Below are 26,449 nucleotides of genomic sequence, written 5' to 3' on the forward strand. Positions count from 1 at the left end.
AGCGATTGATAAAAATATATAACACGACGCCTGTGAAGGCGACATTAGAGGTTGCTCAATGAGCGAGAAGTTACAGAAAGTTCTGGCGCGTGCCGGTCATGGTTCACGCCGTGAAATTGAAGGGATCATCCAACAGGGCCGCGTCAGCGTTGACGGCAAAGTGGCAAAGTTGGGCGATCGCGTTGAAGTGGCTCAGTCCACCAAAATTCGCCTGGATGGCCGCGTTCTATCGATCACTGAATCGGAAGAAGCGGTATGCCGGGTTTTAGCCTATTACAAACCGGAAGGCGAGCTGTGTACCCGCAGCGATCCCGATGGCCGTCCAACGGTGTTCGATCGTTTACCTAAACTGCGCGGTTCCCGTTGGGTCGCCGTAGGTCGTTTGGACGTTAACACCTCAGGTTTACTGTTGTTCACCACCGATGGCGAGCTGGCAAACCGCCTGATGCACCCAAGCCGCGAAGTTGAACGTGAATATGCCGTACGTGTCTTTGGCCAGATTGATGATGAAAAAATCAAACAACTGAGCCGCGGCGTACAGTTAGAAGACGGCCCGGCCGCATTCCGCACCATCAGTTTCCAGGGTGGGGAAGGTTTGAACCAGTGGTACAACGTGACTCTGACCGAAGGGCGTAACCGCGAAGTTCGCCGTCTGTGGGAAGCCGTTGGCGTACAGGTCAGCCGCCTGATTCGCGTGCGTTACGGTGATATCAATCTGCCTAAAGGTTTACCGCGTGGCGGTTGGACCGAGCTGGATTTGAAAGCCACCAACTACCTGCGTGAGCTGGTTGAATTGGATGTTGAAACCGTTAGCAAGCTGCCGGTGGAAAAAGATCGTCGCCGTGTGAAAGCTAACCAGATTCGTCGGGCGGTAAAACGTCACACTGAAGTGGCAGGTCGTCAGCAGACTGCCGGTCGTCAAGGTTCAGCCCGTAAAGGCTCAACTCGTCAGAACGCGGGTAATACCCCCTCTGCGAGCACTCCGGTTTCAGGTCGCCGCGGCGCGCCCGCTAAACGCGGATCAAAATAGCGGTTAACCTTATTGCCGCAGTCTCTGTACTGCGGCAAATTTTCTTCCTCATTCATCTCTTCAATATTACTGCCTGATTATTCCCATTGCTTTTCCAATTATCATATTCATACAGAATCATATTTATAAAATGAATGTAGTGTTACCAATCGATTCCTTGCTGGGCCTTAATTCCGGCGTCAAAAGCATGTTTAACCGGACGTAACTCGCTTACGGTATCCGCCAGTTCCAGCAAATCGCGATGACAGCCTCGTCCGGTGATGATGACCGTTTGATGAGCAGGGCGATGATTCAAAGCTTGAATAACCTCTTCCGGCGTTAAATAGCCGTAGCTGACCATATAGGTCAGTTCATCCAGCACCACCAAATCCAGCGAGGCGTCTGCCAGCATCCGTAATCCATGTTGCCAAACTTCCTGACAGGCAGCGGTATCAGTGGCTTTATTCTGGGTATCCCAGGTAAAACCGGTGGCCATAACCTGAAATTCGACGCCGTGAGGCTCTAGCAGATTGCGTTCGCCATTCGGCCATTCGCCTTTAATAAACTGAATAACACCCGCACGCAGGCCGTGGCCAACGGCGCGGGTGACAGTACCGAATGCGGCGGTGGTTTTACCTTTGCCATTGCCGGTCATCACAATCAAAATACCGCGCGTTTCCTGCGCCGCCGCGATGCGCGAATCGACTTTTTCTTTCAGCCGCTGTTGGCGCTGTTGGTGACGATCGTCAGACATAGTTGAATACTTTCCTTAAAGCGACTCGACGGTCAGATTACTCGGCAGCGCCAGCTTTGCGTCCCGGCTGAGCATCAAAGCTAATGCCGGTTTTGCGGCGGCTATCATCGCCCATTAAATAGAGATAAAGCGGCATGATTTCAGCCGGTGTTTTCAGGTTATTCGGGTTCTCTTCCGGGAAGGCAGATGCGCGCATTTTGGTGCGAGTCCCGCCTGGATTGATGCAATTAACCCGTAAGTTAGTAGTTTTATACTCTTCGGCCAATACCTGCATCATGCCTTCGGTAGCGAATTTGGAAACCGAATAGGCTCCCCAACCGGCGCGCCCCTGACGGCCAACGCTAGAACTGGTAAAGACGAGCGAAGGAGAAGCCGCTTTCAGCAACAAGGGCAGTAAAGCCTGAGTAAGCATAAAGGTCGCGTTGACGTTCACCTGCATCACGTCTTGCCAGATCTGCACGTCTTGTTCGGTCATTGGCACCACTTCGCCCAGCAAACCGGCGTTGTGCAATACGCCGTCCAAATAAGGCACAACCTCAGCAACTTTCTGCGCGAGCTGATGGCAATCGGCGGAGGTAGCATGCAGTAAATCCAGCGTCAGAACTCTGGCGGGTAAACCGCCGGACTGCTCGATTTGTTGCTTAACACTTTCCAATTTGCTTTCAGTACGGCCAACCAAAATCAAACGCGCACCGTAGCGAGCGTAGGTTAGCGCGGCCTCGCGGCCAATGCCGTCTCCGGCACCGGTTACCAGAATAATTCGGTGCGTCAAAAGGTCATGTTTAGGTTGATAATGCATAACAACTCCTCTCACTATCGGCAGGTTTGCGCGATAGCAGGCAGTTAACAAAGCAGGATAACGGAAGGGAACTCGATCGAACCTAAGCTCAACCTACTGACTATCTTGCGCGAAAATGGCGAGCATCAGAAAAAGTCATTACTCCTATATGCCTGAAACAAAATGCATTTTCAATCAGAAAGACCCTGAAGATGTTTTTGTCTGTAACAATTTAGAGGTAATTTCGTTTCATTTTTCCGCTACTGAATAACATTCATTCTTATATTTAAGAGAAACTAATGCAATTCATCATTTGCGCAAGACGGCGAGTCAGGTGTTCGCTAGAATGCAAATACTCTCTTTCAACACTGATTAAGAAAGGCGGAATGTGTGGAGTTAATTTCACTGTATGGGCTGTTTCTAGCCAAGGTTATCACTGTTGTTGTGGCTATTGGGGCACTGGTTCTGCTGGTGGTAAGCCTTGGGCAACGCAAGCAAGGTGCAAAGGGTGAATTGAATCTGGTGGATCTCGGCGAACAGTATCGGGAAACCCAGCGGGAAATGCGTCTAGCGCGTATGTCATCCGCCGAGCGGAAAATCTGGAGCAAAGAGTTTAAAAAACAGCAAAAAGCCGATCTGAAACTGAAAAAAGAACGCGCCAAGGCCGGTGCTATTGCCGCGGTGAAACCTTGCCTGTATGTGCTGGATTTCAAAGGCAGCATCGATGCGCATGAGGTGACCTCTTTGCGTGAAGAAATTTCGGCCGTGCTGGCGGTGGCGACGCCGCAAGACGAAGTATTGCTGCGGTTAGAAAGCCCCGGCGGCGTGGTTCACGGTTACGGTTTGGCGTCGTCCCAGTTGGAACGTTTGCGCCATGCAGGCGTGCGTTTGACGGTGGCGGTCGATAAAGTGGCCGCCAGCGGTGGCTACATGATGGCCTGTGTCGCGGATCGCATTATTTCCGCGCCTTTTGCCATTATTGGCTCGATCGGCGTTGTTGCGCAAATTCCTAACTTCCATCGCTTATTGAAAAAGAATGATATTGATGTGGAATTGCATACCGCCGGCGAATTTAAACGCACTCTGACATTATTTGGTGAGAACACCGAACAGGGCCGCGAGAAATTCCGGGAAGACCTGAACGAAACTCACGAGTTGTTTAAGCAGTTTGTGCATCAACAACGACCTTCACTGGATATTGATTCGGTGGCAACCGGAGAACATTGGTTCGGCATTCAGGCAAAGGAAAAAGGTCTGGTTGATGCCATTGGCACCAGCGATGATTTACTGATTGCCGAGATGGAAAATCACGAAGTGATTGGCGTGCGTTATTCTCGTCGTAAACGTCTGATGGAGCGTTTTACCGGTAGTGCGGCAGAAAGCGTCGACCGCCTGTTATTACGCTGGTGGCAGCGCGGTGAGAAACCACTGCTGTAAGTCGATTGGCTCACTGCTGGCAATCAGTGTCAGGAATAATGTCAGGTAATAAATAGAAGAAAGCAGGGGGCTAATGCCCCCTGTTGTTTTATGACGCAGGGCAAAATTGAGATGCCCCAAAGCGGTGGTTAATCAACCAGGTGATATTTGGACGACAACACGTGAGCCAAATGCTTAAACATGTTAAATACGGCGGTAGTTTTCGCCGTCGGTAACCCGTCCTTATCCAGGAAGAATTCGCCGCGAAAAACTAATACCGGCCCTTTTTGCTCTACTTCAGTTGCCACCATGCCGTGCAGATAATCCTCATGTTGTTGGATTATTTCGTTAGCTTCAGTCAGTAATGCCTGACGTTGAATCGGGGTTGTTTCACCGTACATTATCTTTCTCCCTCTAAGGTCATTTCTGTCGCTATTCTACTGCGGGTTAGCGTTTATCCGCAAACAGGCTAAGGTTTATGCGAGTGAACAAACGTTTAACCTTAAGGGATTAGCTAAATTAAGATTCCGAGTTAATTAGGTTGCGCAGCGGTTTTTATCAGGTACAGTGTGGGATTTTATACTACTAGGTGGAAGGTTTTGTTGACGCAATTGGGCTGAATTAATGCCCTGGCCTCTGGGCGTAGACAAAAATCTTGAGGGCGTTTGATACGGATTTTAGGATCGTCGGGTTGAGGCGGCGATCAAAAAACATGTTGATCTCCTGCAAAAGTACCGCAATATAAAAAAGAGATGCAGAATGCCGCGGTATGGCGAGATAAAAACCTTCTTTTAGAAGCAATAATTTAGGTAAAGGTAATTATGGGTAAAGCTCTCGTAATAGTTGAGTCCCCGGCAAAAGCCAAAACTATTAATAAGTATTTAGGGAATGACTACGTGGTTAAGTCCAGTGTCGGTCACATTCGTGATTTGCCGACCAGTGGTTCAGCCAGCAAGAAGAGCGCTAACTCAACCGAAGATAAAACCAAGACAGAAGACAAACCCAAAAAGAAAGTTAAAAAGGACGAAAAGGTTGCGTTGGTAAACCGTATGGGCGTTGACCCGTATCACGGTTGGAAAGCGCAGTATGAAATCCTGCCCGGCAAAGAGAAAGTGGTTGCCGAGCTAAAAGCTTTAGCGGAAAACGCCGACCACATCTATCTCGCAACCGACCTTGACCGCGAAGGAGAGGCTATTGCCTGGCATTTGCGGGAGGTGATTGGCGGTGACGATAAGCGTTTTAGTCGCGTGGTTTTTAACGAAATTACTAAAAATGCTATTCAGCAAGCGTTTAACCAACCGGGTGAGTTGAATATCAACCGGGTTAACGCTCAGCAGGCTCGCCGCTTTATGGATCGCGTGGTGGGCTACATGGTTTCTCCACTGCTATGGAAGAAAATTGCTCGCGGTTTATCCGCTGGGCGAGTGCAATCCGTAGCGGTACGTTTGGTGGTTGAGCGCGAAAAGGATATTAAAGCCTTTGTTCCTGAAGAATACTGGGAGCTGCATGCTGACCTGTTGGCCAAAGGTGAAATTCCAATTCAAATGGAAGTCACCCATGCGCACAATAAACCGTTCAAACCGGTTAATCGCGAACAAACTCATGCGGCGCTCAAGCTGCTTGAAACTGCGCGTTATAAAGTACTGGATCGTGAAGATAAACCGACCAGTAGCAAACCGGGTGCGCCTTTCATTACGTCTACCTTGCAGCAGGCGGCCAGTACCCGTTTGAGCTTTGGCGTGAAGAAAACCATGATGATGGCGCAGCGTCTGTATGAAGCGGGTCATATCACCTATATGCGTACCGATTCAACCAATTTGAGTCAGGACGCGCTGACCATGGTGCGTGGCTATATCGGCGAGAATTTCGGCGAAAAATACCTGCCGTCAGCGGCTAATCAGTACAGCAGCAAAGAAAACTCTCAAGAGGCTCATGAAGCTATCCGTCCATCGGATGTCAACGTGTTGGCCGAGCAGTTGAAAGACATGGAAGCGGATGCGCAGAAACTGTATCAGCTGATTTGGCGTCAATTTGTCGCCTGTCAGATGACGCCGGCGAAATATGATTCCACTACGCTCACGGTGCAGGCGGGTGATTATCAGTTGCGTGCCAAAGGGCGAACCCTACGCTTTGACGGTTGGACCAAAGTCATGCCGGCGCTGCGTAAAGGCGATGAAGATCGCACCTTACCGGTGATTGAGGTCGGCAGTGAACTGGATCTGCAAAAACTGATTCCTAGCCAGCACTTTACCAAACCGCCAGCGCGTTACAGCGAAGCTTCTTTGGTTAAAGAACTGGAAAAACGCGGTATTGGCCGTCCTTCTACCTACGCGTCTATCATTTCTACCATTCAGGATCGTGGATACGTTCGAGTGGAAAACCGCCGATTCTATGCGGAAAAAATGGGTGAAATCGTCACCGACCGTCTGGAAGAGAACTTCCGCGAGCTGATGAACTATGATTTCACCGCCCGTATGGAAAGTGGTCTGGATCAGGTCGCCAACGATCAGGCTGAGTGGAAAGCGGTACTCGACGAGTTTTTTGCCGAATTTAGCGAACAACTGGAAACCGCGGAAAAAGATCCTGAAGACGGCGGGATGCGCCCGAATCAGATGGTGATGACCAGCATTGATTGCCCGACCTGTGGCCGTCAAATGGGGATTCGAACCGCGAGCACCGGCGTATTCCTCGGTTGTTCTGGCTATGCCTTACCGCCGAAAGAACGTTGTAAAACCACCATTAACCTGGTGCCGGAAACGGAAATACTGAACGTTCTCGAAGGGGATGATGCGGAAACTAACGCCTTGCGCGCCCGTCGTCGCTGCCAGATTTGTGGCACCGCTATGGACAGCTATCTGATCGATACTCACCGTAAACTGCACGTGTGTGGTAATAACCCGGCTTGCGAAGGTTATGAGATCGAAGAAGGTGAATTCCGCATTAAGGGTTATGAAGGCCCAATCGTTGAGTGCGAGAAATGTGGCTCCGAAATGCACCTGAAATTAGGGCGTTTTGGCAAATACATGGGCTGTACTAACGACGAGTGCAAGAATACACGTAAAATTTTACGCAGCGGCGAAGTGGCTCCACCTAAAGAAGATCCGGTGCCGCTTCCTGAATTACCGTGCGAAAAATCCGATGCTTACTTTGTATTACGTGACGGTGCGGCGGGCGTATTCCTGGCGGCTAACACTTTCCCTAAATCTCGCGAAACCCGCGCGCCGTTAGTGGAAGAATTAGTACGCTTTAAGGACCGTTTACCGGAGAAACTGCGTTATCTGGCCGATGCGCCGGTAACGGATAAAGAAGGTAACAAAACCCTGGTTCGCTTCAGTCGTAAGACCAAACAGCAGTATGTTTCGTCAGAGAAGGAAGGGAAGGCCACGGGTTGGACGGCGTTCTATATCGACGGCAAGTGGGTTGAAGCCAAAAAATAAGGCAGTTTTTGTGGCGCTGTGATTGCAGCGCTATGCCTGTTAATAAAACCAGTCTTTGTGGCTGGTTTTTTTATGGGCTAAGTAGGAGTAGTGCTTTATAGTTTTAACAATCCGACTATTTTCGAAATATGATCGACTTATTTTTTTTGATAATGATGAGTATGGCAAGATTGTTGGCCATTGTTTTTTTATTGTTAAGTTCTATACAGCGCTAAGCAAAATGTTATAGTGGTTATATTAAAACTTTTCTTATCGTTAAAAGATATTATAAAGTCGCTTCCAGTACTGTTGGCATAATAGCGTTAATGGTTTTTTACTTAATAACTATTTGGCTTACCAGGGTGACACCGATATACCAAACTGTGAGATGATCACAGCGTTCAACCTAGGATGGTATAGATATGAAATTGCAGCAGCTACGTTACATCGTTGAGGTGGTAAACCACAATCTCAACGTCTCCTCGACCGCTGAAGGCTTGTACACTTCCCAGCCGGGAATCAGTAAGCAAGTCAGAATGTTGGAAGATGAACTGGGTATTCAGATTTTTGCCCGTAGCGGTAAACATTTGACGCAGGTTACGCCGGCTGGTCTGGAAATTATCCGTATTGCCCGCGAAGTATTATCGAAGGTTGATGCGATTAAAGCCGTTGCCGGTGAACATACTTACCCTGATAAAGGCTCACTGTATGTTGCGACCACTCACACTCAGGCTCGTTACGCTTTACCCAATGTGATTAAAGGTTTTATTGAACGCTATCCGCGGGTGTCACTGCATATGCATCAAGGCTCGCCGACCCAAATTGCCGAGGCAGTATCCAAAGGCAGCGCCGATTTTGCGATTGCCACCGAAGCTCTGCATCTGTATGACGATTTGATTATGCTGCCGTGCTACCACTGGAATCGCGCGGTGGTGGTCAAACCGGATCATCCGTTGGCAGGAAAAGCGCACGTCACTATTGAAGAATTGGCAGCTTACCCTATTGTGACCTATACCTTTGGTTTCACGGGGCGCTCCGAACTGGATACCGCTTTTAATCGCGCCGGACTGACGCCGCGAATCGTCTTCACCGCCACCGATGCCGATGTGATTAAAACCTATGTACGCCTTGGTTTAGGGGTTGGGGTTATCGCAAGCATGGCGGTTGATCCGATTCAAGATCCTGATTTGGTCACGGTAGACGCCCGCGATATCTTTACCTATAGCACCACCAAGATTGGTTTCCGCCGCAGTACTTTCCTGCGCAGCTACATGTATGATTTTATTCTACGTTTTGCACCGCACCTGACCCGTGATGTGGTGGATAATGCGGTTGCTTTACGTTCAAATGAAGATATTGAAGCCATGTTTAAAGATATTAAGCTGCCGGTCAAGTAAGGGCATCATCTTTATTCTTGAGCGCGTGAATCGCATAGTCGTTAATCGCGTAGCCACCGTAGAAACCGAATGCTCAGGCCTTCGGTTTTTCTTTTTTTAAGGTGAAAATAAAACATCCATTTTTACTAAAAATAGATATTATGAGTTTCAACCGGTCAAAGATTATTGATATAAATATTATCGGATATTTTAATAATTGTCGACAATCAATAATTAATGAAATGTTTAATCTGAAATGAGCGTTTTATAATAGACGTAGGCATTATATTACTTATTCTCACCTCTATAAATTAGAAAGTATCTTATTGGAGGTAACTATGAAAACAACGCTGCAAAGGCCTTCTGTTATAAAATATGCACCACAGTCATCTGCGATAAATAAAAAACAGACTAACGATGTGCATTGGCGAAAAAACATGATGAAGATTTATTCCGATACTATCACTGGGGTAAAAAACATCAGTGGTATAGAACAATGCGGTATTGCTGAAAGATTGGTGACGAAACTAAAAGAAAATGGAGTGATACCTCCAGAACAAGACGTTATGTTCAAAAAGAATTATTTCTATTTGCCACTGTATAATGAAGTTTCAGTGCGTCAGGTTATTGATAAAAATAGCTCAAGAATACTATCAGGCAAGGAACCTTACCCTATTGTTTTGGCCGACCCGAAACTGTTTTGCAATACGGCTTTGGCCGCGTTGGCTAAAAATAAAAGTAAAGATATGGACAGCGAGAGTAATGAAAAACGATTTCAGAAACTGGGCGGTTGCTTAACTAAAGAGTTGATTAAGATTAATTACAATAAAAACCCAGACAAATTTAGATCGTTGGGGCGTTATCTGGCATTGAAAAAAACTCAATACATTCGCCTGGACGAAGTGAATCCATCTTCTCTGGGGAAGCTCTATATCGCCGGATACGGTAAACCGGAGGGTGAAATCTCAAAATTGGGTAAATATACGTTAGAAAACTTTAATTTATCGACGGCCAATCTGGTGACTAAAGATCTCCTGCCATTATTAACCGCCGCCGGGCTACCTGTTGATATCAGAATGCTACAAATGGAAAGTGCCGAATCCGCAGACAGCGAAAAGCCTTTAGCTCAATATATGAGTAACGCGCTCTCTGATGCTGGCGTCCCGGCCAGAGTGTTTGGTTATAGAGGTACTTCTGTCCTAAATGAGTTACATCATATTCACTCAACCCGTGCGGTGAAAAATCCCATCGATAATAATTTTATAAAATATGACCTTTATCGCGCCAGCGATGTACGCCAAGAATTTTTACCGCAGAAAAAATCGAAAAAAATGTAGATAATCCTATTGTTTACTCTGACTATAGAGTGAGTAAATTTTTGTTTTCGCTGACTGTTAAATGATTATTCTGCTATTTTCAGACATTTTTTAAGGCGGCGATTGATAATGTGGTTGGTAAAAAACCCTATTATTATTTGTGTATCTAAAATGGCGATGGAGTCACCGAAGGGTAATCAAGAAAATTTGGTGGTTACTCGCGGTGTCAATATCACTGATTCTACTTAAAATTAGCCGGTTTTTCTTTCAACATCACATTCGTGGCAATCGGTTCTGCTGCTAACACGGTCAAGCCAATAAAAACCAAATACGATATAGACTGGCCGATTTTTAATGATGAGATGATAAAAATGCCTTCTCGATGAATAGCATCAGAATATGGCAAGGGAAAGAACGCTACGGGATATTTTCACCTCATCCAACCACCGTGTTTAATTAAGATTTATATCACTGTCGTTTAAAAAATAATTAAATTCAATTATTGAGATAAAAGAGTTCCACCCTGATTCGAAAACGTCAGTCGCGGGGTAATAGATCTCAGTCATAAACGTACGACTTGGAAAGCGTCTCGGGGCGGTACGGTAGAAACAGGCGTTTTCATTTTTATCAGTGCGATCGGTAATTGTCCTCCATATTTTCCTATTGTCATACTGAATTATCCTTACGCAAAGGATCTGATTTCCCGGTAAAAAACACCTTTAATCGATTTTACCTATCGCTATAGACAAATGCGTTGTTATCAGAATGTTAACCTATCTTTGTGTTATATTTAAATCAAACCCTATAACCGAGCGGGTTATTCTCCGCCGGACTGCACCAATATCCCAATAAAAACCCTCTGTACAGAACAACAAAGGAGCCGCTATGTCGTTGGATCTACGAAAAACGAGTATGACCACGCTGGTCGCGTTAGGTACGGAATATCACTATTACAGCTTGCCGAAAGTGGCTCCGCTGTTAGGTGATATTGACCGGCTACCTAAATCTATGAAAGTCCTGCTGGAAAATCTATTACGCCACATCGATGGCGATACGGTACATGAAGAGGATCTGGCGGCCGTCGCTGATTGGCTGAAGGATGGACATGCCGATCGCGAAATTGCCTATCGGCCCGCGCGCGTGCTGATGCAAGATTTCACTGGTGTACCGGCCGTGGTCGATTTGGCCGCGATGCGGGAAGCTGTTCACCGTTTGGGCGGCGATGTCAATCAGGTTAATCCGCTGTCACCGGTCGATCTGGTGATTGACCATTCGGTTACCGTTGATGAATTTGGCGATAAAGACGCCTTTGGGGAAAACGTCCGGCTGGAAATGGAACGCAACCACGAACGTTATATCTTCCTGCGTTGGGGGCAAAAAGCCTTTAATCGCTTCCGCGTGGTGCCGCCGGGCACCGGTATTTGTCACCAAGTGAATTTGGAATACCTGGGGCAAACGGTGTGGCAGGAACAGCAGGGCGATAAACGGGTTGCCTATCCGGATACCTTGGTCGGAACCGATTCTCACACCACGATGATTAACGGCCTGGGGATTCTAGGCTGGGGCGTCGGCGGGATTGAGGCGGAAGCGGCGATGTTGGGCCAACCGGTATCCATGCTGATTCCTGATGTGGTGGGGTTCAAGCTGACGGGGAAAATTCGCGAAGGCATCACCGCCACCGATTTAGTGCTTACCGTCACCCAAATGTTGCGAAAACACGGGGTGGTGGGGAAATTTGTTGAATTCTACGGCGACGGACTGGCCGATTTACCTTTGGCTGATCGAGCCACTATCGCCAATATGTCGCCGGAATACGGCGCAACCTGCGGTTTCTTCCCGGTCGATGAGGTCACGCTGAGTTATATGCGCTTGAGCGGGCGCAGCGATGCGCAAATTGCACTGGTAGAAGCCTATAGCAAGGCACAGGGGCTTTGGCGTCATCCGGGGGATGAGCCAGTGTTTACCAGTTCATTATCTTTGGATCTCGGTAGCGTGGAATCCAGTCTGGCCGGGCCGAAACGGCCGCAGGATCGCGTGGCGTTGCCGAAAGTCCCTCAGGCGTTTAACGCTTTTGGCGAGTTGGAAATTGAGGGTAAGAAAGATAAGGTTGAGCAGATTGAGTTTTCACTGAACGGGGAAAATCATCAGCTGGAAAATGGCGCTGTAGTGATTGCGGCCATTACTTCCTGTACCAATACCTCAAACCCGAGCGTACTGATGGCGGCGGGTTTGCTGGCTAAGCGCGCCGTAGAAAAAGGGTTGAAAACCAAACCTTGGGTAAAAACGTCTTTGGCCCCTGGTTCGAAAGTCGTGACCGAGTATCTTAATTCAGCGGGATTAACGCCTTATCTGGATAATCTGGGCTTTAATCTGGTGGGCTACGGTTGTACTACCTGTATTGGCAACTCCGGGCCATTACCGGATCCAATTGAAAAAGCTATCAAAATCGGTGATTTAACCGTCGGTGCCGTGCTGTCAGGTAACCGTAACTTCGAGGGACGCATTCATCCGCTAGTAAAAACCAACTGGCTGGCTTCACCGCCGTTGGTGGTGGCCTATGCGTTGGCAGGGAATATGAAGCTGGATCTCACGACCGAATCCTTAGGGGAAGGTCATGATGGTAAGCCTGTGTATCTGAAAGATATCTGGCCGAGTGGAAAGGAAATTGCCAAAGCGGTGGAAGAAGTTAAAACCGAAATGTTCCGCAAGGAATATGCGGAAGTCTTTAGCGGAGACAAGAACTGGCAGGCTATTGTGGTAGAAAGCACTCCGACCTACGATTGGCAGGCTGATTCTACCTATATTCGCCATCCTCCCTTCTTTAGTGATATGAAGGCGGAACCTGAACCGGTGCAGGATATCCAGAATGCGCGGATTCTAGCGATTTTGGCGGACTCTGTCACCACCGACCATATTTCTCCCGCAGGCAATATCAAACTAGATAGTCCGGCTGGCCGCTATTTGCGGGACCGCGGTGTGGAAATCAAGGAATTTAACTCCTACGGTTCGCGTCGAGGAAACCACGAAGTCATGATGCGCGGCACTTTTGCCAATATTCGTATCCGCAATGAAATGGTACCGGGAGTGGAAGGGGGAATGACGCGACATATTCCTTCAAACAATATCATGGCGATTTATGACGCGGCGATGCAATACCAGCAGGAAAAAGTGACGCTGGCGGTGATAGCCGGTAAAGAATACGGTTCTGGCTCCAGCCGCGATTGGGCTGCGAAAGGGCCGCGTTTGTTAGGTATTCGCGTGGTGATTGCCGAATCCTTCGAGCGTATTCATCGTTCTAATCTGATTGGGATGGGCATTTTACCGTTGGAATTTCCGCAGGGCGTAACCCGTAAGACTTTAGGGTTAAGTGGGGATGAAACCATCAGCGTGAGTGGAATGCAGAATCTGAAACCGGGGCAACAGGTGCCGGTGACGCTGACTTACGCCGATGGTCGACAGGAAATCGTCAATACTCGCTGTCGTATTGATACCGGTAATGAGCTGATCTACTTCCAGAACGATGGCATTTTACACTATGTCATTCGCAAGATGCTGTAATCCGCTAGGGTAGGTAGGTGACGTTGTAACGAAAAGGGTGGCAATTAGGCCACCCTTTGTAGGCGCACGTCTAAGGTGCAGCTCTATGTGCAGATGATTATATTGCGCGCAATACTTATGATTTGACTAATATTTATGTCGATAATAATTGAAGGATAAAATGTAGGGATAAAAACCTATCGGCGGTAAAACCTCGCCTGCATTATTTGCTGAGCAAATGCCCCATTTTAGCCGCTTTGGTCGCCATATAATGTTCGTTTTTAGGATTACGACCCACTAAAAGCGGCACGCGTTCAACGATGTTAATTCCGGCTTCAGTCAGAATTTCGACCTTCTTCGGGTTGTTAGTCAATAAGCGAATTTCTTTGATATCCAATAGTTTATAGATGTCAGCACACAGGGTGAAATCGCGTTCATCGGCGGCAAAACCCAGCTGATAGTTGGCTTCCACGGTATCTGCACCCAAATCCTGTAGCGCATAAGCGCGGATTTTATTTAACAAGCCAATATTGCGACCTTCCTGACGGTGATAAATCAGCACTCCACGGCCTTCTTCCGCGATTTGAGCCAGCGCGGCTTCCAACTGGAACCCGCAATCGCAGCGTAAACTGAACAGGGCATCGCCGGTCAGACATTCGGAATGAACCCGGGAAAGCACCGGTGTGTTACCTGAAATATCACCAAAAATCAATGCCAGATGGTCGTGACCGGTTGCCAGTTCTTCAAAACCGACCATCAAAAAATCGCCCCACGGAGTAGGCAATTTGGCTTCTGCTACACGTTTTAGCTGCATGTTAGTGTTCATATTAATACATCAGGCTCTTATACAATTATTGTAGCGCATCCTACTTTCAGATTCGCGGTTTAACCAGTGAAACGCTCGAATTATAACTTTCGCTACACTTGATTATTTATATTGCCATAAGTTCAAATTATTAGCTGTTCAACAAATGAGCGATGAAAGAGAGGGTAACAGATAACTTCGCTATCCAATCAATTTTACGTATATTATCAATGAAGTAAAAATGGCCTGCGGCTAAGATTAAGGCTGAGTAAAGAAAAGGATATTTGATGTTAAACATCGCAAAGCGAATCATGATTGGGACTGTTCTTTTATTACTTATGCCCATAGCGGTCTGGATCTCCGGTTGGCATTGGCAGCCCGGCGCATCCGGATTTTGGCTTAAAGGACTTTTTGCGCTAACGGAGACTGTCACCGCACCTTGGGGTATCGCGACCAGCGTTATCCTGAGCGGTTGGTTTTTGTGGTGTCTGCGTTTTCGCCTTAAACCGGCAGTGGGTCTGCTGATGATATTAACGTTGGTTATTGTTTTCGGGCAGGGCGTGAAATCTCTGATTAAAGAACAGGTGCAGGAACCGCGCCCGTTCGTGGTCTGGCTGGAAAATCAGAATCACTTAACCAGTGAAGAGTTCTACCAGTTGCCTCGTAAAGAACGCAGCGCGATGGTGAAAGAGCAGCTTCAGAATCAAACGCTGGTACCAAAATGGCTGGTCAAACACTGGCGCTTTGAAACCGGATTTGCTTTTCCCTCCGGACATACGGTTTTTGCGGCAACCTGGGCATTGTTGGGCGTTGGGTTGCTTTGGCCACGCCGTCATTACAAAACCGTCGGATTATTAATGGTATGGGCGACGGGCGTGATGGGTAGCCGTCTGGTGCTAGGCATGCATTGGCCGCAGGATCTGATTGTCGCGACCTTAATTAGTGGTTTGCTGGTGGCACTGGCCACGATGGGGGTTCAGCGTTGGATCGGCCCATTGACTATTCCGCCGCAAGAGCAAAAAGAAATTGAGCAGCGAGATCAACGGTTATAATCAGGGGTTATGGAAATCTGATTGACGGCGCTATTGGCTTTTGGTTACAGACGCCCCATATCTTTACTTTGGCTTATAATTGCGGGCGTTTCTCATTATTTTTTAAATGAAAGCGGTAAAAAGTCAAAATAGCGTTCAAGATCGTGCTTTATCGCGCTTCAGGGTTTATTTGCGCACAGGGTCAGTGTTAATTTATAACGTCATGTCGCCACTTTTTTGGCATAATTCGTCGGGTAATCCGGCCTATGGGAAAGAACGTGAAATATTTGCTGATTTTTTTGTTAGTACTGGTTATTTTCGTGATATCAGTCACGTTAGGGGCGAATAACGATCAGGTTGTTACCTTTAACTACTTATTGGCTCAGGGCGAATACCGCGTATCAACGTTATTAGCAACATTGTTTGCCATTGGGTTGATCTTGGGTTGGATTATTTGCGGCCTGTTTTATCTACGTGTCCGCATTTCTCTGGGACGAGCAGAGCGCAAAATCAAACGGCTTGAACTGCAACTGGAACAACCTGCTGAAGATCGTCACTCTGCGACTCAGCCTGCTGTCAGCAAGGAATAATTCTCTATGTTAGAACTGCTGTTTCTGCTGTTGCCCGTGGCTGCCGCCTATGGCTGGTACATGGGTCGCAGAAGCGCTCAGCAGGATAAACAACAGGATGCCAACCGCCTGTCTCGTGAATACGTGGCAGGGGTTAATTTCCTTTTATCCAATCAGCAGGACAAAGCGGTCGATCTCTTTCTCGATATGTTGAAAGAGGACAGCTCCACCGTTGAAGCGCATCTTACTTTAGGTAACCTTTTCCGTTCGCGTGGTGAAGTTGACCGCGCCATTCGTATCCATCAGGCTTTGATGGAAAGTGCATCACTGACCTTTGAACAACGCCTGCTGGCCATTCAGCAATTAGGCCGCGACTATATGGCCGCCGGGCTGTATGACCGCGCCGAAGACATGTTTACCCAACTGATTGAAGAAGCTGACTTTCGCGTTGGAGCCTTACAGCAACTTCTGGTTATCCATCAGGCCACCAGCGATTGGATCAAAGCCATTGAAGTCGCAGAAAAACTGGTGAAGTTGGGCAAAGATAAGCAGCGTAGCGAAATTGCGCATTTCTATTGCGAACTGTCGTTGCAAGCCATGGGAAGCGACGATCTGGATAAGGCGATGGGGTTGCTGAAAAAGGCTGCCAGCGCCGATAAAGACTGCGCCAGAGTGTCAATAATGCTTGGGCGCGTTCATATGGCGCGCGGCGATTTTGCCAAAGCCGCGGAAGCTTTACAGCAAGTGCTGGAACAGGATAAAGAAGTGGTCAGCGAGGCGCTACCGATGCTGCACGATTGCTACCAGCATTTACAGCAACCGCAGGCGTGGTCTGATTTCCTGAAGCGTTGCGTAGAAGACAATACCGGCGCCACCGCTGAGCTGATGCTGGCAGAAATTCTGGAACAGCAAGACGGGCGCGATGTGGCACAGGTATATATTAACCGCCAGCTACAACGCCATCCAACCATGCGGGTATTCTATCGTTTAATGGATTACCATTTGGCTGATGCGGAAGAAGGGCGAGCCAAAGAAAGTTTGCTACTGCTGCGGGATATGGTGGGCGAGCAGATCAGAACAAAACCGCGCTATCGCTGCCATAAATGCGGTTTTACCGCACATTCGCTCTATTGGCACTGTCCATCTTGCCGCGCCTGGGCGTCGGTCAAACCGATTCGTGGGCTGGATGGGCAATAATCGCTGAAGATTGTTTACCGGCGATGGGTGGTGGGCAGCAAACAGCAGGGTGAGAACTTTTCTCACCCTAATCATGTCATTTTCTATTTCTTCTTTTGCGCCGGTTTAACGCCATCTTTGAGCAACTGACGCAGTTTCTTCAACTCTTTCTGACTCAGCGGCTGTTCGGAAATCTCTTCAATTCCCTGGTTATCAATCTCGCTGTGATGCGTTTTCCCGTCCTTTCGGCCAGCTTTGGCATTTTTGGCTGCCGGATTAAAACTCTGCTCCAGTCGTTCACAGACTTCGGAGCTGAGCGAAAACTGTTTTTCCAGCGCAGCGGCTTTAATCTTTTCTTTTAATTCCAGAGGGATTTTAATGGTTAAGGTCGATACTTCGCTCATCATGTCACCTTTAAGCAGGGGAAAGTACCAAGCTATGTGAGGTTTAGCGCGCTGTCTAGTTGATAACATAAAATTCACAAAAAATTCATATGTCAAATGCAAAAAAGAGCGCATCGGCGCTCTTCTTGTCATAGCTACATGAAATTACTTATTTCGTAATGGGGTGCGAAACCGCTAATTATTGATAAATAACGGCGGTGCCGTGCAGCTTATTATTGCCGCTGGCAGAGGTGATCTGGAAAGATTTTGCCCCTGCGGCCTGTGCTTTTTGAGCCAGCGCGTTTTCCAGTTCGGTCAGAGTACCGGCGTTGCTGACAGAGATTACGCCAGTTTTATTCAAACTTGCTGACTGTTGGGTGTTCACGCTGGTTGAAGCCATGCTGGTGAAAGATGCTAGGGAAAGAACTAAGGCAGAGGCGATATATTTGATGTTTTTCATGTGAAACTCCAGTCCATTATGATTAAGTGGAAGGCGATGTCTTCCGATGGACTGAATGATATAGCATCTGAAATTAATGAAAATCTCAAACTCCTGATAATCTCATTCAATTTATTTGATTGATAATTTACCTTTCTTGAAACTGTTTTACTTTCTACCGGTTATTAACTACCGAACAAGACTGACCCAAATTGACCTTTCCGCAATGATTTATACATTTCGCACCTCTGGCACCTTGCCGCAGTCATGGCCGTGGTTATCCCTGTCATCCTTAGAGAGATAACAGGGACGGAAATCTGTAATTTCCCCTCGACGCCATGTAGAATGCCGGCGGTTAATATTTTTGAGTGGCTGTTATAGATAGCACGCCGTTAGTCGCGAAAGGCAGCCTTGATTATTTGCATATATTACAGAGGGTAGAAACATGACGTCGGATACTAAAACCAATAATAATGACTCAGGATCTTCCCCGATTGTGGTCGCATTGGACTATGCCGATAAAAACGCAGCTCTGGCGTTTGCCGATCGTGTTGACCCGCGCGATTGCCGGCTAAAAATCGGCAAAGAAATGTTTACCCTGTTTGGCCCAAAGTTGGTACGTGATCTGCATCAGCGTGGGTTCGAGGTTTTTCTCGATCTGAAGTTTCACGATATTCCAAATACTACCGCTAAAGCCTTGGCTGCCGCTGCGGAAATGGGCGTCTGGATGGTGAATGTCCACGCCAGCGGCGGCGCGCGTATGATGACGGCGGCAAAAGAAGCATTGTTGCCTTATGGCGCACAGGCTCCGCTGTTGATAGCCGTGACCGTGCTGACCAGTATGGAAAAAGAAGACTTACTCGGCATCGGTATTGACGCCGATCCGGCCGATCACGCCGAGCGTCTGGCTAAACTGACTAAAAACTGTGGCCTGGATGGCGTGGTCTGTTCTGCGCAGGAAGCGGTACGTTTAAAACAGAGCTGCGGCAGTGACTTTAAGTTGGTGACACCGGGTATTCGTCCCGTAGGCAGTGAGGCAGGGGATCAGCGCCGGATTATGACGCCACACCAGGCGCTGGCGGCCGGTGTAGATTATATGGTGATCGGGCGTCCGATTACGCAATCAGAAAATCCGGCGCAAACGCTGCGAGATATTCGGGCATCTTTGGTGAAGGGGGCTTAATGGTTAACGATAATAACCGATTGGTGTATTCAACGGAAACCGGGCGCATTGACGAACCCGTGGTCAAGGCTGAGCGTCCAAAGGGCGACGGCATAGTCCGTATCCAACGACAAACCAGCGGGCGTAAAGGTAAAGGCGTATGCCTGATTACCGGCGTTGATGGCAGTGATGAAATGCTAGAGAAACTGGCGGCGGAATTAAAGAAAAAATGCGGCTGCGGTGGTTCATTAAAAGATGGCGTTATCGAAATTCAGGGTGATAAGCGGGAGCTATTGAAGCAGTTATTGGAAGCTAAAGGAATGAAGGTCAAGCTGGCCGGAGGTTGATATCAGGATAATACCTGTTAGGGGTCGACTATTTTCTGACATCTCTCATTTATTCCGCCCATCAGTCTTTTATCATCTGAAATAATCGCTTGGTATGCAGCAGGACTGATAGCAACGTTATTTAAGCAACAACTTTCGCTGCGGTTTCAATCACCGCCGCAGCGAAAGATATTTCAGTGGATCAATCAATAAGGGGAATAAATAGCCTTATTATTTACCCACCTGATGCCCGATAACCCCACCAATAGCTGCACCACCTAACGTACCCAGTGTGCTGCCAGTCAGTACGGCACCGCCCACGGCGCCGGCACCGGCACCTATAGCGGTATTACGATCGCGCTTGGACATATTGGAGCAGGCGCTCAGGGATAACGCTAAAGTAATAGCCAGTGCGGCGGTAGCAAATCGTTTAGTCATAATCATCATAAATTCTCCTGACGTTGGCCTGGAATATTGTCCATTAACACCTGGGCTGCCGGACATTATCCCGCTGGAGTTACCTCAATAAGTATAGGCAGTACTCCAACTTTAGCTGGTGGGTCATTTTTTAAAGTAGCGGTATATAAAACGTTAATCTGACTTAAATGCCAGATTAATGATAATTTGACGGAAAATAACCCGTAGAAAATAGTATAAATCACTAATAAACATTTAATAGGTAAATAGTCTTAATTTGACACCTATCGACAGGTAAAAGCGAGGAAGTACGTAAAATCGCACGATTAATCAATAAGAACGATAGCTCATGCTCTCCAATCGATGGTGACTTCCTGATTGCCCATTATGTATGTAGGCCCAAGGTTATCCGCATTTGCTGAAACCTGAAGTCACCGTTTGTTACGAGCAATCCTGATTGGTTGGCCTTTCTGATTAATTATGGACGGGTTTCTCTAGCCACAGCAGGGTATCCACCATATTTTCCATTTTGGCTTCTACTTGTGCAATAGCATCGGCAATACCTTGATTATAATAATGAGCGCCGAGTTCCTGGGTAAAAAAATCCAATAAAAATTCGGCGTCAAAATCGCCTAATTTGAACTGATGTTCGCGCTCCAGATAGCGCTGGATTTTTTGCGCCATGAGACGGGTCTGTTCACGGTTAAATACGATTTCCGCCATCTTAATCTCCACTATTTACGCCGATGGGATGAGCCTGTCTGCGTATTAAATTGTTGCACAAATGGGCAAAAGTCGCGCTATGCGGCGAGAAATGGCGCGGCGTAGTAATGGCCTGACGTATGGCAATTAATCCAGAATAGCACAGGGATTTTGCCTCGATAAGGCTGTAAAACTGAATGATACCTGACAGAGGTCGTCATCTGGCGGAAGGTCTGGCCGTCGGGCTGCGCAATACCCGAATGGAATCATAAGAAACATCCATTTTGGCCCGCTGCCAGCTCGGCGGTTAAACAGCTATGATAGCGATCACCCTATAATACCCTCGATTAGTTTATGATTAGTCATATGATCTTGGCACTCACATTTATTGAATCAGGAGATCCCCATGGAGCTTTATCTCGATACGGCGGACGTGACTGCGGTAAAACGGTTGGCGCGTATCTTGCCTTTACAGGGTGTGACCACTAACCCGAGTATTCTGGCGAAAGAGGGAAAACCGATCTGGGAAGTGCTGCCTGCTCTGCGAGATGCTCTGGGAGGAACCGGCAAGCTGTTTGCTCAGGTGATTGCCCGTGATAGCGAGAGAATGGTGGCGGAGGCGATGTTATTGTCTCAACGCGTACCGGGGTTGGTAGTGAAAATTCCGGTGACCAGCGAGGGGCTGGCGGCAATTAAGAAGTTGAAAACTATGTCGATTCCAACCTTGGGTACTGCCGTGTACGGTGCAGGTCAGGGATTGCTGGCGGTGCTGGCGGGGGCAGAGTATGTAGCGCCTTATGTCAACCGGTTAGATGCGCAAGGTCAGGATGGCGTGGCCATGGTGCGTGAGTTGCAGCAACTACTGAATTTACACGCGCCGCAGGCCAAAGTGCTGGCGGCCAGTTTCCGCACGCCGAGGCAGGTTTTGGATTGCCTGCTGGCGGGCTGTCAGTCGGTTACTCTGCCGGTAGACGTCGCCGAACAGTTGATCTCAACGCCGGCGGTACAGGCTGCGGTCGAGCAGTTTGAACACGACTGGCAGGGCGCATTTGGGTCGCCGATGCTGAGTTAACTGTCCTGTGAATTAGACACTGCGCTGATTTTGGTTTTTCACCCAATAAAAACGCCTCATCGTTGCGGATGAGGCGTTACGTCGTCACTTGATTCTTTGCCTGTCTAGGCGGAATATCAGGCTGGAATCTCTGCTAACACGGGCATTTCCCTAACTTTCCCCCCTGACTAGGGAAACGCGCATCCAGACAATAACGGTGGAATTCCCGTTCGGTCATCGGCATTTTTTCCGGATGATGACGCCGCATATGCTGCAGATAATTACCGTAATCCTGCACGCCAACCATCAAACGAAAACTCTGAGCAGTTCGCTTGGCGATCAGCCTCATTTTTCCCCACAGACTTTTCGGCTGGGGCATCAACGGAGCTAAAGGAACACAGCGCAGGATATGCAGCCCAGATCGCGCAGCGGCAGATTTATGCTGGAAAATTAAACTTGAATTAACCACGAGCGACCTCCTCGCGTAATACAATTTCGCTCTCATGAGCGGTGGGTTGACTGGATTTCAGCGCCCGACGCACCACGAAGAATGCTGAAATCAGCATAGTTACCGCCACTAACATAAAGAAAGCGCAGAGGGCGGCGTTAATCTGGTTATTAAACACGATAGTTTCCATGTCTTTAAAGCTTTTGGCCGGAGCAATCAGTACCCCTTGTTCTACGCCGGTTGAGAATTTCTTTGCCTGCGCCAGGAAACCAATGCTCGGTTTTTCATGGAAAATCTTCTGCCAACCGGCGGTCATCGAGGTAATAAACAACCAGATAGTGGGAACAATCGTCACCCAGACATAGCGCTGTTTCTTCATTTTGAACAGCACCACGGTGCCCAGAATCAGCGCCATCGACGCCAGCATCTGGTTACCAATGCCGAACAGTGGCCAAAGAGTATTAATCCCGCCCAATGGGTCAACCACCCCTTGGTAGACGAAAAAGCCCCAGCAAGCGACGGCGACGGAGGTTCCCGCCAGATTACCGAACCAGGAACGGTTATTGGCCAGACTTGGTACCGCTACGCCGACCAAATCCTGCACCATAAAGCGACAGGCGCGGGTTCCTGCATCCACTGCGGTTAAAATAAACATAGCTTCAAACAGTATGGCAAAGTGATACCAGAACGCCATCATATTGCGGCTATTAAAGACTTCACTAATGATATGAGCCATACCCACGGCGAAGGTCGGCGCGCCACCGGCTCGCGACAGAATGGAGTTTTCGCCCACGTCTTTGGCAATCATGGTTAACACTTCCGGCGTCACCACAAATCCCCAACTATTGATCGCCGCCGAGGCGCTTTCCACGGTAGTCCCGATCAGCGCTGCCGGTGAGTTCATGGCGAAGTAAACGCCGGGATCGATCACCGAGGCGCAAATCAAAGCCATGATAGCGACGAAAGATTCCATCAGCATCGCGCCGTAGCCAATAAAGCGAATGTGGCTTTCCCGCTCTACCAATTTAGGCGTGGTGCCGCTGGAAACCAGGGCGTGGAAGCCAGAGATAGCTCCGCAGGCAATGGTGATAAACAGGAACGGGAACAGGCTGCCGGAGAACACCGGGCCACTGCCGTCAATAAACCGGGATACCGCAGGCATCTTCATTTCCGGCATAGCGAAGACAATTCCGATAGCCAAACCAATGATGACGCCGATTTTCAGGAAGGTAGACAGATAATCACGAGGAGCCAGTAACAGCCAGACCGGCAGCACTGAGGCAACAAAACCGTAGATCACCAATACCCAGGTCAGGGTAGTGCCGTGTAACGTGAAGAACGGTCCCCAATAAGGGTGAAGGGCAATATTTCCACCGTAAATAATGGCGGCCATCATCAGCACGAAACCGAGCAGGGAAACCTCAGCAATTTTCCCCGGACGCAGGTAGCGCATATACACGCCCATAAACAGCGCGATAGGAATGGTGGCGGCGATAGTGAATAACCCCCACGGGCTATCTGCCAGCGCTTTGACCACCACCAACGCTAGGGCGGACAGGATAATAATCATGACCCCCAATGCGCCAAGCATGGTAATCACCCCGGCGAATGCCCCCAGCTCTTGCTTCGCCATTTCACCCAACGAGCGACCATCTCGGCGGGTTGAAATAAACAGAATCAGGAAGTCTTGCACTGCCCCGGCCATCATGACGCCGACCAAGATCCAGATAGTGCCCGGCAAAAAGCCCATTTGTGCGGCCAGAATTGGCCCGACCAGCGGGCCTGCACCGGCGATGGCGGCAAAGTGGTGGCCGAACAGCACCCATTTGTTGGTCGGAACGTAGTCCAGACCGTCATTGCGCCGTTCGGCGGGCGTCAGGCGGCGATCATCCAACTCAAAGATATTCTTGGCGATAAACAGGCTGTAGAAACGGTAAGCGATGCTGTAGCAGGCTACCGCGGCGATAACTAACCAGATAGCATTTACGTGTTCGCCGCGGCTGAGTGCCAGCATGGCAAAGGCAAAAGCACCGATTAACGCCACAATCAGCCAGATAACGGCGGTCTTGACGTTTTTCATGAACAACAACTCCTTTGTTGGTAGGGGCAGAGTGTGAGGGTGTAGGTCTATTTGATTAACGACTCGTTAACATATGATCTTCAACGTGGAAGAAAAGCCCATAGAGCGAAATCTGTGATGAACGAATTATTTTAATGTCAATATTGTTTGCATTTGCTGACAAATTGCGAGCTGACAGGTTTTTTTGACTGGGGAAGTCAGTGGGGGAATAGGCAAAAAGAATAAAAAAAAAACCGCGGGATAGTTGGCTATCCACACGGTTTTTAACGAACAACACCTAGTTTCAGGCGGCTGGGCGGGCGATCACATTCCGGGTTTCCATACGGACTTCCGCGATGACAACCTCGATTTTATCGCTCTGACGGTAAACCACTTCACCGTTGATTTGTACGGTGCCGGTTTCCTGACTGCACACCATCTCATCACGCACCGCGTGAATAAATGGCGCAGGAATAAAGGCGACCGCGCCGTTATCCAGTAAACGAATGCGTAAACCACCGCGAGTCACATCGATAATTTCCGCTGGGAAACGGGTATCGGTACCCGCGCTTGGCTGTAAATAACGGGCGTACAGCCAGTCACCTACATCGCGCTCGGCCATACGGTTCAGGCGGCGGCGTTCGGCCAGTTGAACGGTAATCTCTTCCTGCGGTTTTTCGGCCTGTTGACCGGTAATCACCGCTTTCAGCAGCCGATGGTTAACCATATCGCCGTATTTACGAATTGGCGATGTCCAGGTGGCGTAAGCCTCTAAACCTAAGCCAAAGTGCGGGCCTGGCTCGATGCTGATTTCCGCAAAGGTCTGGAAACGACGAATACGGCTATCGAGGAACTGGGTTGGCAACGAATCAAGATGGCGACGCAGTTCGCAGAAGCCCGGTAACGTCAGTAGAGCTTGAGGATCGGCTTCCACTTCGTTGGTTTTCAGCACTGCCGCTGCCTGCTCGACTAGGGCCGGGTCAAAACCGGTGTGAACGTTATAGATTCCAAAGCCCAGACGCTCGCGCAGCACAATGGCAGCACAGACGTTGGCGGTAATCATGCATTCTTCCACAATGCGGTTGGCAATGCGGCGTTGCTCAACGATGATATCCAGCACTTCGCCTTTCTCACCCAACAGGAAGCGGTAGTCTGGACGATCTTTAAACACCAGCGCATTCTTCTGACGCCAGGCGTTACGCGCGTTACATACGCGTTGCAGCAGCTTGATTTGCTCAGCGATTTCGGCGTTCTGCGGCTGCCAGTCACCTTGATTTTCCAGCCAGTCAGACACTTCATCGTAAACCAGCTTGGCTTTAGACTCGACCCAGGCGACAGAAAATGAAATATCATCGCCCAGCGTACCGTCTTCGGCGATGGTAACCCGACAAACCAGTACCGGACGGCGCTCATTCGGACGCAAAGAACACAGGTTATCGGACAGATCTCGCGGCAGCATCGGGATGTTGAAGCCCGGTAGGTAGTTGGTGAAAGCACGTTTACGCGCAATCAGATCCAGCTCGCTGTTTTCGTCCACGTAGGAGGTCGGATCGGCAATGGCGATAGTCAGCAACAGATTGCCGTCGCCTTTGTCTGCCACATGCAGCGCATCGTCCATATCTTCGGTGCTGGCGCTGTCGATAGTAACGAAGTTCAGTGCAGTTAAGTCTTCACGCTCCAAACCGTCCTGCTTTAGTTCTGCGGCCACCATGGTTGGCGCTTCGCGCTCCAGATTATGACGGGAGAGGGTGACCCACCACGGAACGAAATGATCGTCGGCATGAGTGATAAAGGCGGTTAAATCAGCGTTGAAAGCGCGATCGCCTTTTAGCGGATGGCGGCGCATTTCGGCTACGGCCCAATCACCGTTTTGGAAATCGTGGGTTAACTCGCGTACCGGACGACAAGGGATAGCATCCCGCAGCAAAGGATGGTCTGGAATAATCGACAGGCGGTCATCTTTTCTCTGCACTTTACCGACAAAGCGAGAGAGAAAAGGCTCGACCAGAGACTCTGGCTCAGCAATTTCACGATCTTTTTCGGTATGAAGAGTGGCGACTATACGGTCGCCGTGCATGACCTTCTTCATATACGGCGGTGGGATAAAGTAACTTTTCTGCCCATCTACCTCAAGAAAGCCAAAGCCTTTCTCAGTCCCTTTTACCACGCCTTCAACGCGTGGGGTCTGAGTGTGAAGTTGCTGTTTAAGCTGCGCCAGCAGCGGGTTATCTTGAAACATATCGTCCAGTGAATGGTGTAGTGAGTCGAGTGATTCGCGG

23 protein-coding genes are annotated in these 26,449 nt (G+C 48.8%); 12 read left to right on the forward strand and 11 right to left on the reverse strand.

Translation table 11 applies throughout. From position 1 onward, the window contains the following. Nucleotides 1–58 precede the first annotated feature (58 nt). Nucleotides 59–1,030, forward strand: coding sequence for a 23S rRNA pseudouridine(2605) synthase RluB (gene rluB / locus PL78_RS04995; protein ID WP_049598247.1), 972 nt, complete (start codon nt 59–61; stop codon nt 1,028–1,030). Between the two features lie 142 nt (nt 1,031–1,172). On the opposite strand, the gene cobO is transcribed toward rluB, so the two are convergent. Continuing rightward, nucleotides 1,173–1,763 carry a cob(I)yrinic acid a,c-diamide adenosyltransferase gene (gene cobO, locus PL78_RS05000; protein ID WP_064513649.1) on the reverse strand — a complete coding sequence of 197 codons (591 nt, stop codon included), beginning with the start codon at nt 1,761–1,763 and terminating at the stop codon, nt 1,173–1,175. A gap of 37 nt (nt 1,764–1,800) precedes the next feature. Further along, on the reverse strand, nt 1,801–2,562 hold the full coding sequence (locus tag PL78_RS05005) for a YciK family oxidoreductase (RefSeq protein ID WP_064513650.1): 762 nt from the start codon (nt 2,560–2,562) through the stop codon (nt 1,801–1,803). A 369-nt stretch (nt 2,563–2,931) separates the two neighbouring features. On the opposite strand from PL78_RS05005, the gene sohB reads away from it, so the two are divergent. Beyond that, on the forward strand, nt 2,932–3,978 hold the full coding sequence (gene sohB, locus PL78_RS05010) for a protease SohB (protein ID WP_064513652.1): 1,047 nt from the start codon (nt 2,932–2,934) through the stop codon (nt 3,976–3,978). A gap of 128 nt (nt 3,979–4,106) precedes the next feature. Here the strand turns inward: sohB and PL78_RS05015 are convergent, their stop codons facing one another. Beyond that, nucleotides 4,107–4,358 carry a YciN family protein gene (locus tag PL78_RS05015; protein ID WP_064513654.1) on the reverse strand — a complete coding sequence of 84 codons (252 nt, stop codon included), beginning with the start codon at nt 4,356–4,358 and terminating at the stop codon, nt 4,107–4,109. A 420-nt stretch (nt 4,359–4,778) separates the two neighbouring features. Here PL78_RS05015 and topA point away from each other — a divergent pair, with 420 nt between their 5' ends. The 4 genes from topA to acnA all read left to right on the forward strand — a co-directional run bounded on the left by topA (nt 4,779) and on the right by acnA (nt 13,623). Continuing rightward, nucleotides 4,779–7,394 carry a type I DNA topoisomerase gene (gene topA, locus PL78_RS05020; protein WP_064513656.1) on the forward strand — a complete coding sequence of 872 codons (2,616 nt, stop codon included), beginning with the start codon at nt 4,779–4,781 and terminating at the stop codon, nt 7,392–7,394. A gap of 401 nt (nt 7,395–7,795) precedes the next feature. Beyond that, nucleotides 7,796–8,770, forward strand: coding sequence for an HTH-type transcriptional regulator CysB (gene cysB, locus PL78_RS05025; RefSeq protein ID WP_064513658.1), 975 nt, complete (start codon nt 7,796–7,798; stop codon nt 8,768–8,770). Nucleotides 8,771–9,087: 317 nt separating this feature from the next. Continuing rightward, on the forward strand, nt 9,088–10,086 hold the full coding sequence (locus PL78_RS05030; protein ID WP_064513661.1) for a hypothetical protein: 999 nt from the start codon (nt 9,088–9,090) through the stop codon (nt 10,084–10,086). A gap of 864 nt (nt 10,087–10,950) precedes the next feature. Further along, complete coding sequence (gene acnA / locus PL78_RS05035; RefSeq protein WP_064513663.1) at nt 10,951–13,623, forward strand: aconitate hydratase AcnA; 2,673 nt, start codon at nt 10,951–10,953, stop codon at nt 13,621–13,623. 202 nt (nt 13,624–13,825) lie between these two features. On the opposite strand, the gene ribA is transcribed toward acnA, so the two are convergent. Beyond that, nucleotides 13,826–14,416 carry a GTP cyclohydrolase II gene (ribA, locus tag PL78_RS05040; protein WP_064513665.1) on the reverse strand — a complete coding sequence of 197 codons (591 nt, stop codon included), beginning with the start codon at nt 14,414–14,416 and terminating at the stop codon, nt 13,826–13,828. A gap of 278 nt (nt 14,417–14,694) precedes the next feature. Here ribA and pgpB point away from each other — a divergent pair, with 278 nt between their 5' ends. The 3 genes from pgpB to lapB all read left to right on the forward strand — a co-directional run bounded on the left by pgpB (nt 14,695) and on the right by lapB (nt 17,204). Further along, a complete protein-coding gene (pgpB, locus tag PL78_RS05045; RefSeq protein WP_064513666.1) occupies nt 14,695–15,459 on the forward strand; it encodes a phosphatidylglycerophosphatase B in 765 nt (254 codons plus the stop codon). Between the two features lie 257 nt (nt 15,460–15,716). Next, a complete protein-coding gene (locus PL78_RS05050) occupies nt 15,717–16,028 on the forward strand; it encodes a LapA family protein (RefSeq protein ID WP_064518255.1) in 312 nt (103 codons plus the stop codon). A gap of 6 nt (nt 16,029–16,034) precedes the next feature. Then, nucleotides 16,035–17,204 (forward strand): lipopolysaccharide assembly protein LapB, encoded by a 1,170-nt coding sequence (gene lapB / locus PL78_RS05055; RefSeq protein ID WP_064513668.1) that lies wholly within the window; start codon nt 16,035–16,037, stop codon nt 17,202–17,204. A gap of 83 nt (nt 17,205–17,287) precedes the next feature. Here lapB and PL78_RS05060 read toward each other — a convergent pair whose 3' ends face one another. Beyond that, complete coding sequence (locus PL78_RS05060; RefSeq protein ID WP_064513670.1) at nt 17,288–17,587, reverse strand: Arc family DNA-binding protein; 300 nt, start codon at nt 17,585–17,587, stop codon at nt 17,288–17,290. Between the two features lie 178 nt (nt 17,588–17,765). Continuing rightward, a complete protein-coding gene (bhsA, locus tag PL78_RS05065) occupies nt 17,766–18,026 on the reverse strand; it encodes a multiple stress resistance protein BhsA (protein ID WP_064513671.1) in 261 nt (86 codons plus the stop codon). A 424-nt stretch (nt 18,027–18,450) separates the two neighbouring features. Here bhsA and pyrF point away from each other — a divergent pair, with 424 nt between their 5' ends. Continuing rightward, nucleotides 18,451–19,188, forward strand: coding sequence for an orotidine-5'-phosphate decarboxylase (pyrF, locus tag PL78_RS05070; RefSeq protein ID WP_064513673.1), 738 nt, complete (start codon nt 18,451–18,453; stop codon nt 19,186–19,188). After that, nucleotides 19,188–19,514 carry a stress response translation initiation inhibitor YciH gene (yciH, locus tag PL78_RS05075; RefSeq protein ID WP_064513675.1) on the forward strand — a complete coding sequence of 109 codons (327 nt, stop codon included), beginning with the start codon at nt 19,188–19,190 and terminating at the stop codon, nt 19,512–19,514. Before pyrF ends, yciH begins: the two co-directional genes overlap by 1 nt. Nucleotides 19,515–19,724: 210 nt before the next feature. On the opposite strand, the gene osmB is transcribed toward yciH, so the two are convergent. Beyond that, nucleotides 19,725–19,940, reverse strand: a complete 216-nt coding sequence (gene osmB, locus PL78_RS05080; protein ID WP_064513677.1) for an osmotically-inducible lipoprotein OsmB — start codon at nt 19,938–19,940, stop codon at nt 19,725–19,727. Nucleotides 19,941–20,384: 444 nt separating this feature from the next. Further along, nucleotides 20,385–20,633: a DUF2164 domain-containing protein gene (locus PL78_RS05085; protein WP_064513679.1), complete on the reverse strand. Its 249-nt coding sequence runs from the start codon at nt 20,631–20,633 to the stop codon at nt 20,385–20,387. Nucleotides 20,634–21,018: 385 nt separating this feature from the next. Between PL78_RS05085 and fsa the strand changes: the two genes are divergently transcribed. Continuing rightward, nucleotides 21,019–21,684: a fructose-6-phosphate aldolase gene (fsa, locus tag PL78_RS05090; RefSeq protein WP_064513681.1), complete on the forward strand. Its 666-nt coding sequence runs from the start codon at nt 21,019–21,021 to the stop codon at nt 21,682–21,684. Nucleotides 21,685–21,817: 133 nt separating this feature from the next. Here the strand turns inward: fsa and PL78_RS20565 are convergent, their stop codons facing one another. The 3 genes from PL78_RS20565 to PL78_RS05105 all read right to left on the reverse strand — a co-directional run bounded on the left by PL78_RS20565 (nt 21,818) and on the right by PL78_RS05105 (nt 26,409). Continuing rightward, complete coding sequence (locus PL78_RS20565) at nt 21,818–22,132, reverse strand: YbdD/YjiX family protein (RefSeq protein WP_064513683.1); 315 nt, start codon at nt 22,130–22,132, stop codon at nt 21,818–21,820. Next, a complete protein-coding gene (locus PL78_RS05100; protein WP_064513684.1) occupies nt 22,125–24,191 on the reverse strand; it encodes a carbon starvation CstA family protein in 2,067 nt (688 codons plus the stop codon). Before PL78_RS05100 ends, PL78_RS20565 begins: the two co-directional genes overlap by 8 nt. A gap of 283 nt (nt 24,192–24,474) precedes the next feature. Then, nucleotides 24,475–26,409 (reverse strand): exoribonuclease II, encoded by a 1,935-nt coding sequence (locus PL78_RS05105; protein WP_064513687.1) that lies wholly within the window; start codon nt 26,407–26,409, stop codon nt 24,475–24,477. Nucleotides 26,410–26,449 lie beyond the last annotated feature (40 nt).

It is taken from the genome of Yersinia entomophaga (assembly GCF_001656035.1).
GTDB lineage: Bacteria > Pseudomonadota > Gammaproteobacteria > Enterobacterales > Enterobacteriaceae > Yersinia > Yersinia entomophaga.

Bases quoted from the DNA above. Each gene is read 5' to 3' on its own strand.
- rluB (WP_049598247.1), top strand. From the start codon at position 59: ATGAGCGAGAAGTTACAGAAAGTTCTGGCGCGTGCCGGTCATGGTTCA.
- cobO (WP_064513649.1), bottom strand. From the start codon at position 1,763: ATGTCTGACGATCGTCACCAACAGCGCCAACAGCGGCTGAAAGAAAAA.
- PL78_RS05005 (WP_064513650.1), bottom strand. From the start codon at position 2,562: ATGCATTATCAACCTAAACATGACCTTTTGACGCACCGAATTATTCTG.
- PL78_RS05015 (WP_064513654.1), bottom strand. From the start codon at position 4,358: ATGTACGGTGAAACAACCCCGATTCAACGTCAGGCATTACTGACTGAA.
- topA (WP_064513656.1), top strand. From the start codon at position 4,779: ATGGGTAAAGCTCTCGTAATAGTTGAGTCCCCGGCAAAAGCCAAAACT.
- cysB (WP_064513658.1), top strand. From the start codon at position 7,796: ATGAAATTGCAGCAGCTACGTTACATCGTTGAGGTGGTAAACCACAAT.
- PL78_RS05030 (WP_064513661.1), top strand. From the start codon at position 9,088: ATGAAAACAACGCTGCAAAGGCCTTCTGTTATAAAATATGCACCACAG.
- acnA (WP_064513663.1), top strand. From the start codon at position 10,951: ATGTCGTTGGATCTACGAAAAACGAGTATGACCACGCTGGTCGCGTTA.
- ribA (WP_064513665.1), bottom strand. From the start codon at position 14,416: ATGCAGCTAAAACGTGTAGCAGAAGCCAAATTGCCTACTCCGTGGGGC.
- pgpB (WP_064513666.1), top strand. From the start codon at position 14,695: ATGTTAAACATCGCAAAGCGAATCATGATTGGGACTGTTCTTTTATTA.
- lapB (WP_064513668.1), top strand. From the start codon at position 16,035: ATGTTAGAACTGCTGTTTCTGCTGTTGCCCGTGGCTGCCGCCTATGGC.
- PL78_RS05060 (WP_064513670.1), bottom strand. From the start codon at position 17,587: ATGAGCGAAGTATCGACCTTAACCATTAAAATCCCTCTGGAATTAAAA.
- bhsA (WP_064513671.1), bottom strand. From the start codon at position 18,026: ATGAAAAACATCAAATATATCGCCTCTGCCTTAGTTCTTTCCCTAGCA.
- pyrF (WP_064513673.1), top strand. From the start codon at position 18,451: ATGACGTCGGATACTAAAACCAATAATAATGACTCAGGATCTTCCCCG.
- yciH (WP_064513675.1), top strand. From the start codon at position 19,188: ATGGTTAACGATAATAACCGATTGGTGTATTCAACGGAAACCGGGCGC.
- osmB (WP_064513677.1), bottom strand. From the start codon at position 19,940: ATGATGATTATGACTAAACGATTTGCTACCGCCGCACTGGCTATTACT.
- PL78_RS05085 (WP_064513679.1), bottom strand. From the start codon at position 20,633: ATGGCGGAAATCGTATTTAACCGTGAACAGACCCGTCTCATGGCGCAA.
- fsa (WP_064513681.1), top strand. From the start codon at position 21,019: ATGGAGCTTTATCTCGATACGGCGGACGTGACTGCGGTAAAACGGTTG.
- PL78_RS05100 (WP_064513684.1), bottom strand. From the start codon at position 24,191: ATGAAAAACGTCAAGACCGCCGTTATCTGGCTGATTGTGGCGTTAATC.
- PL78_RS05105 (WP_064513687.1), bottom strand. From the start codon at position 26,409: ATGTTTCAAGATAACCCGCTGCTGGCGCAGCTTAAACAGCAACTTCAC.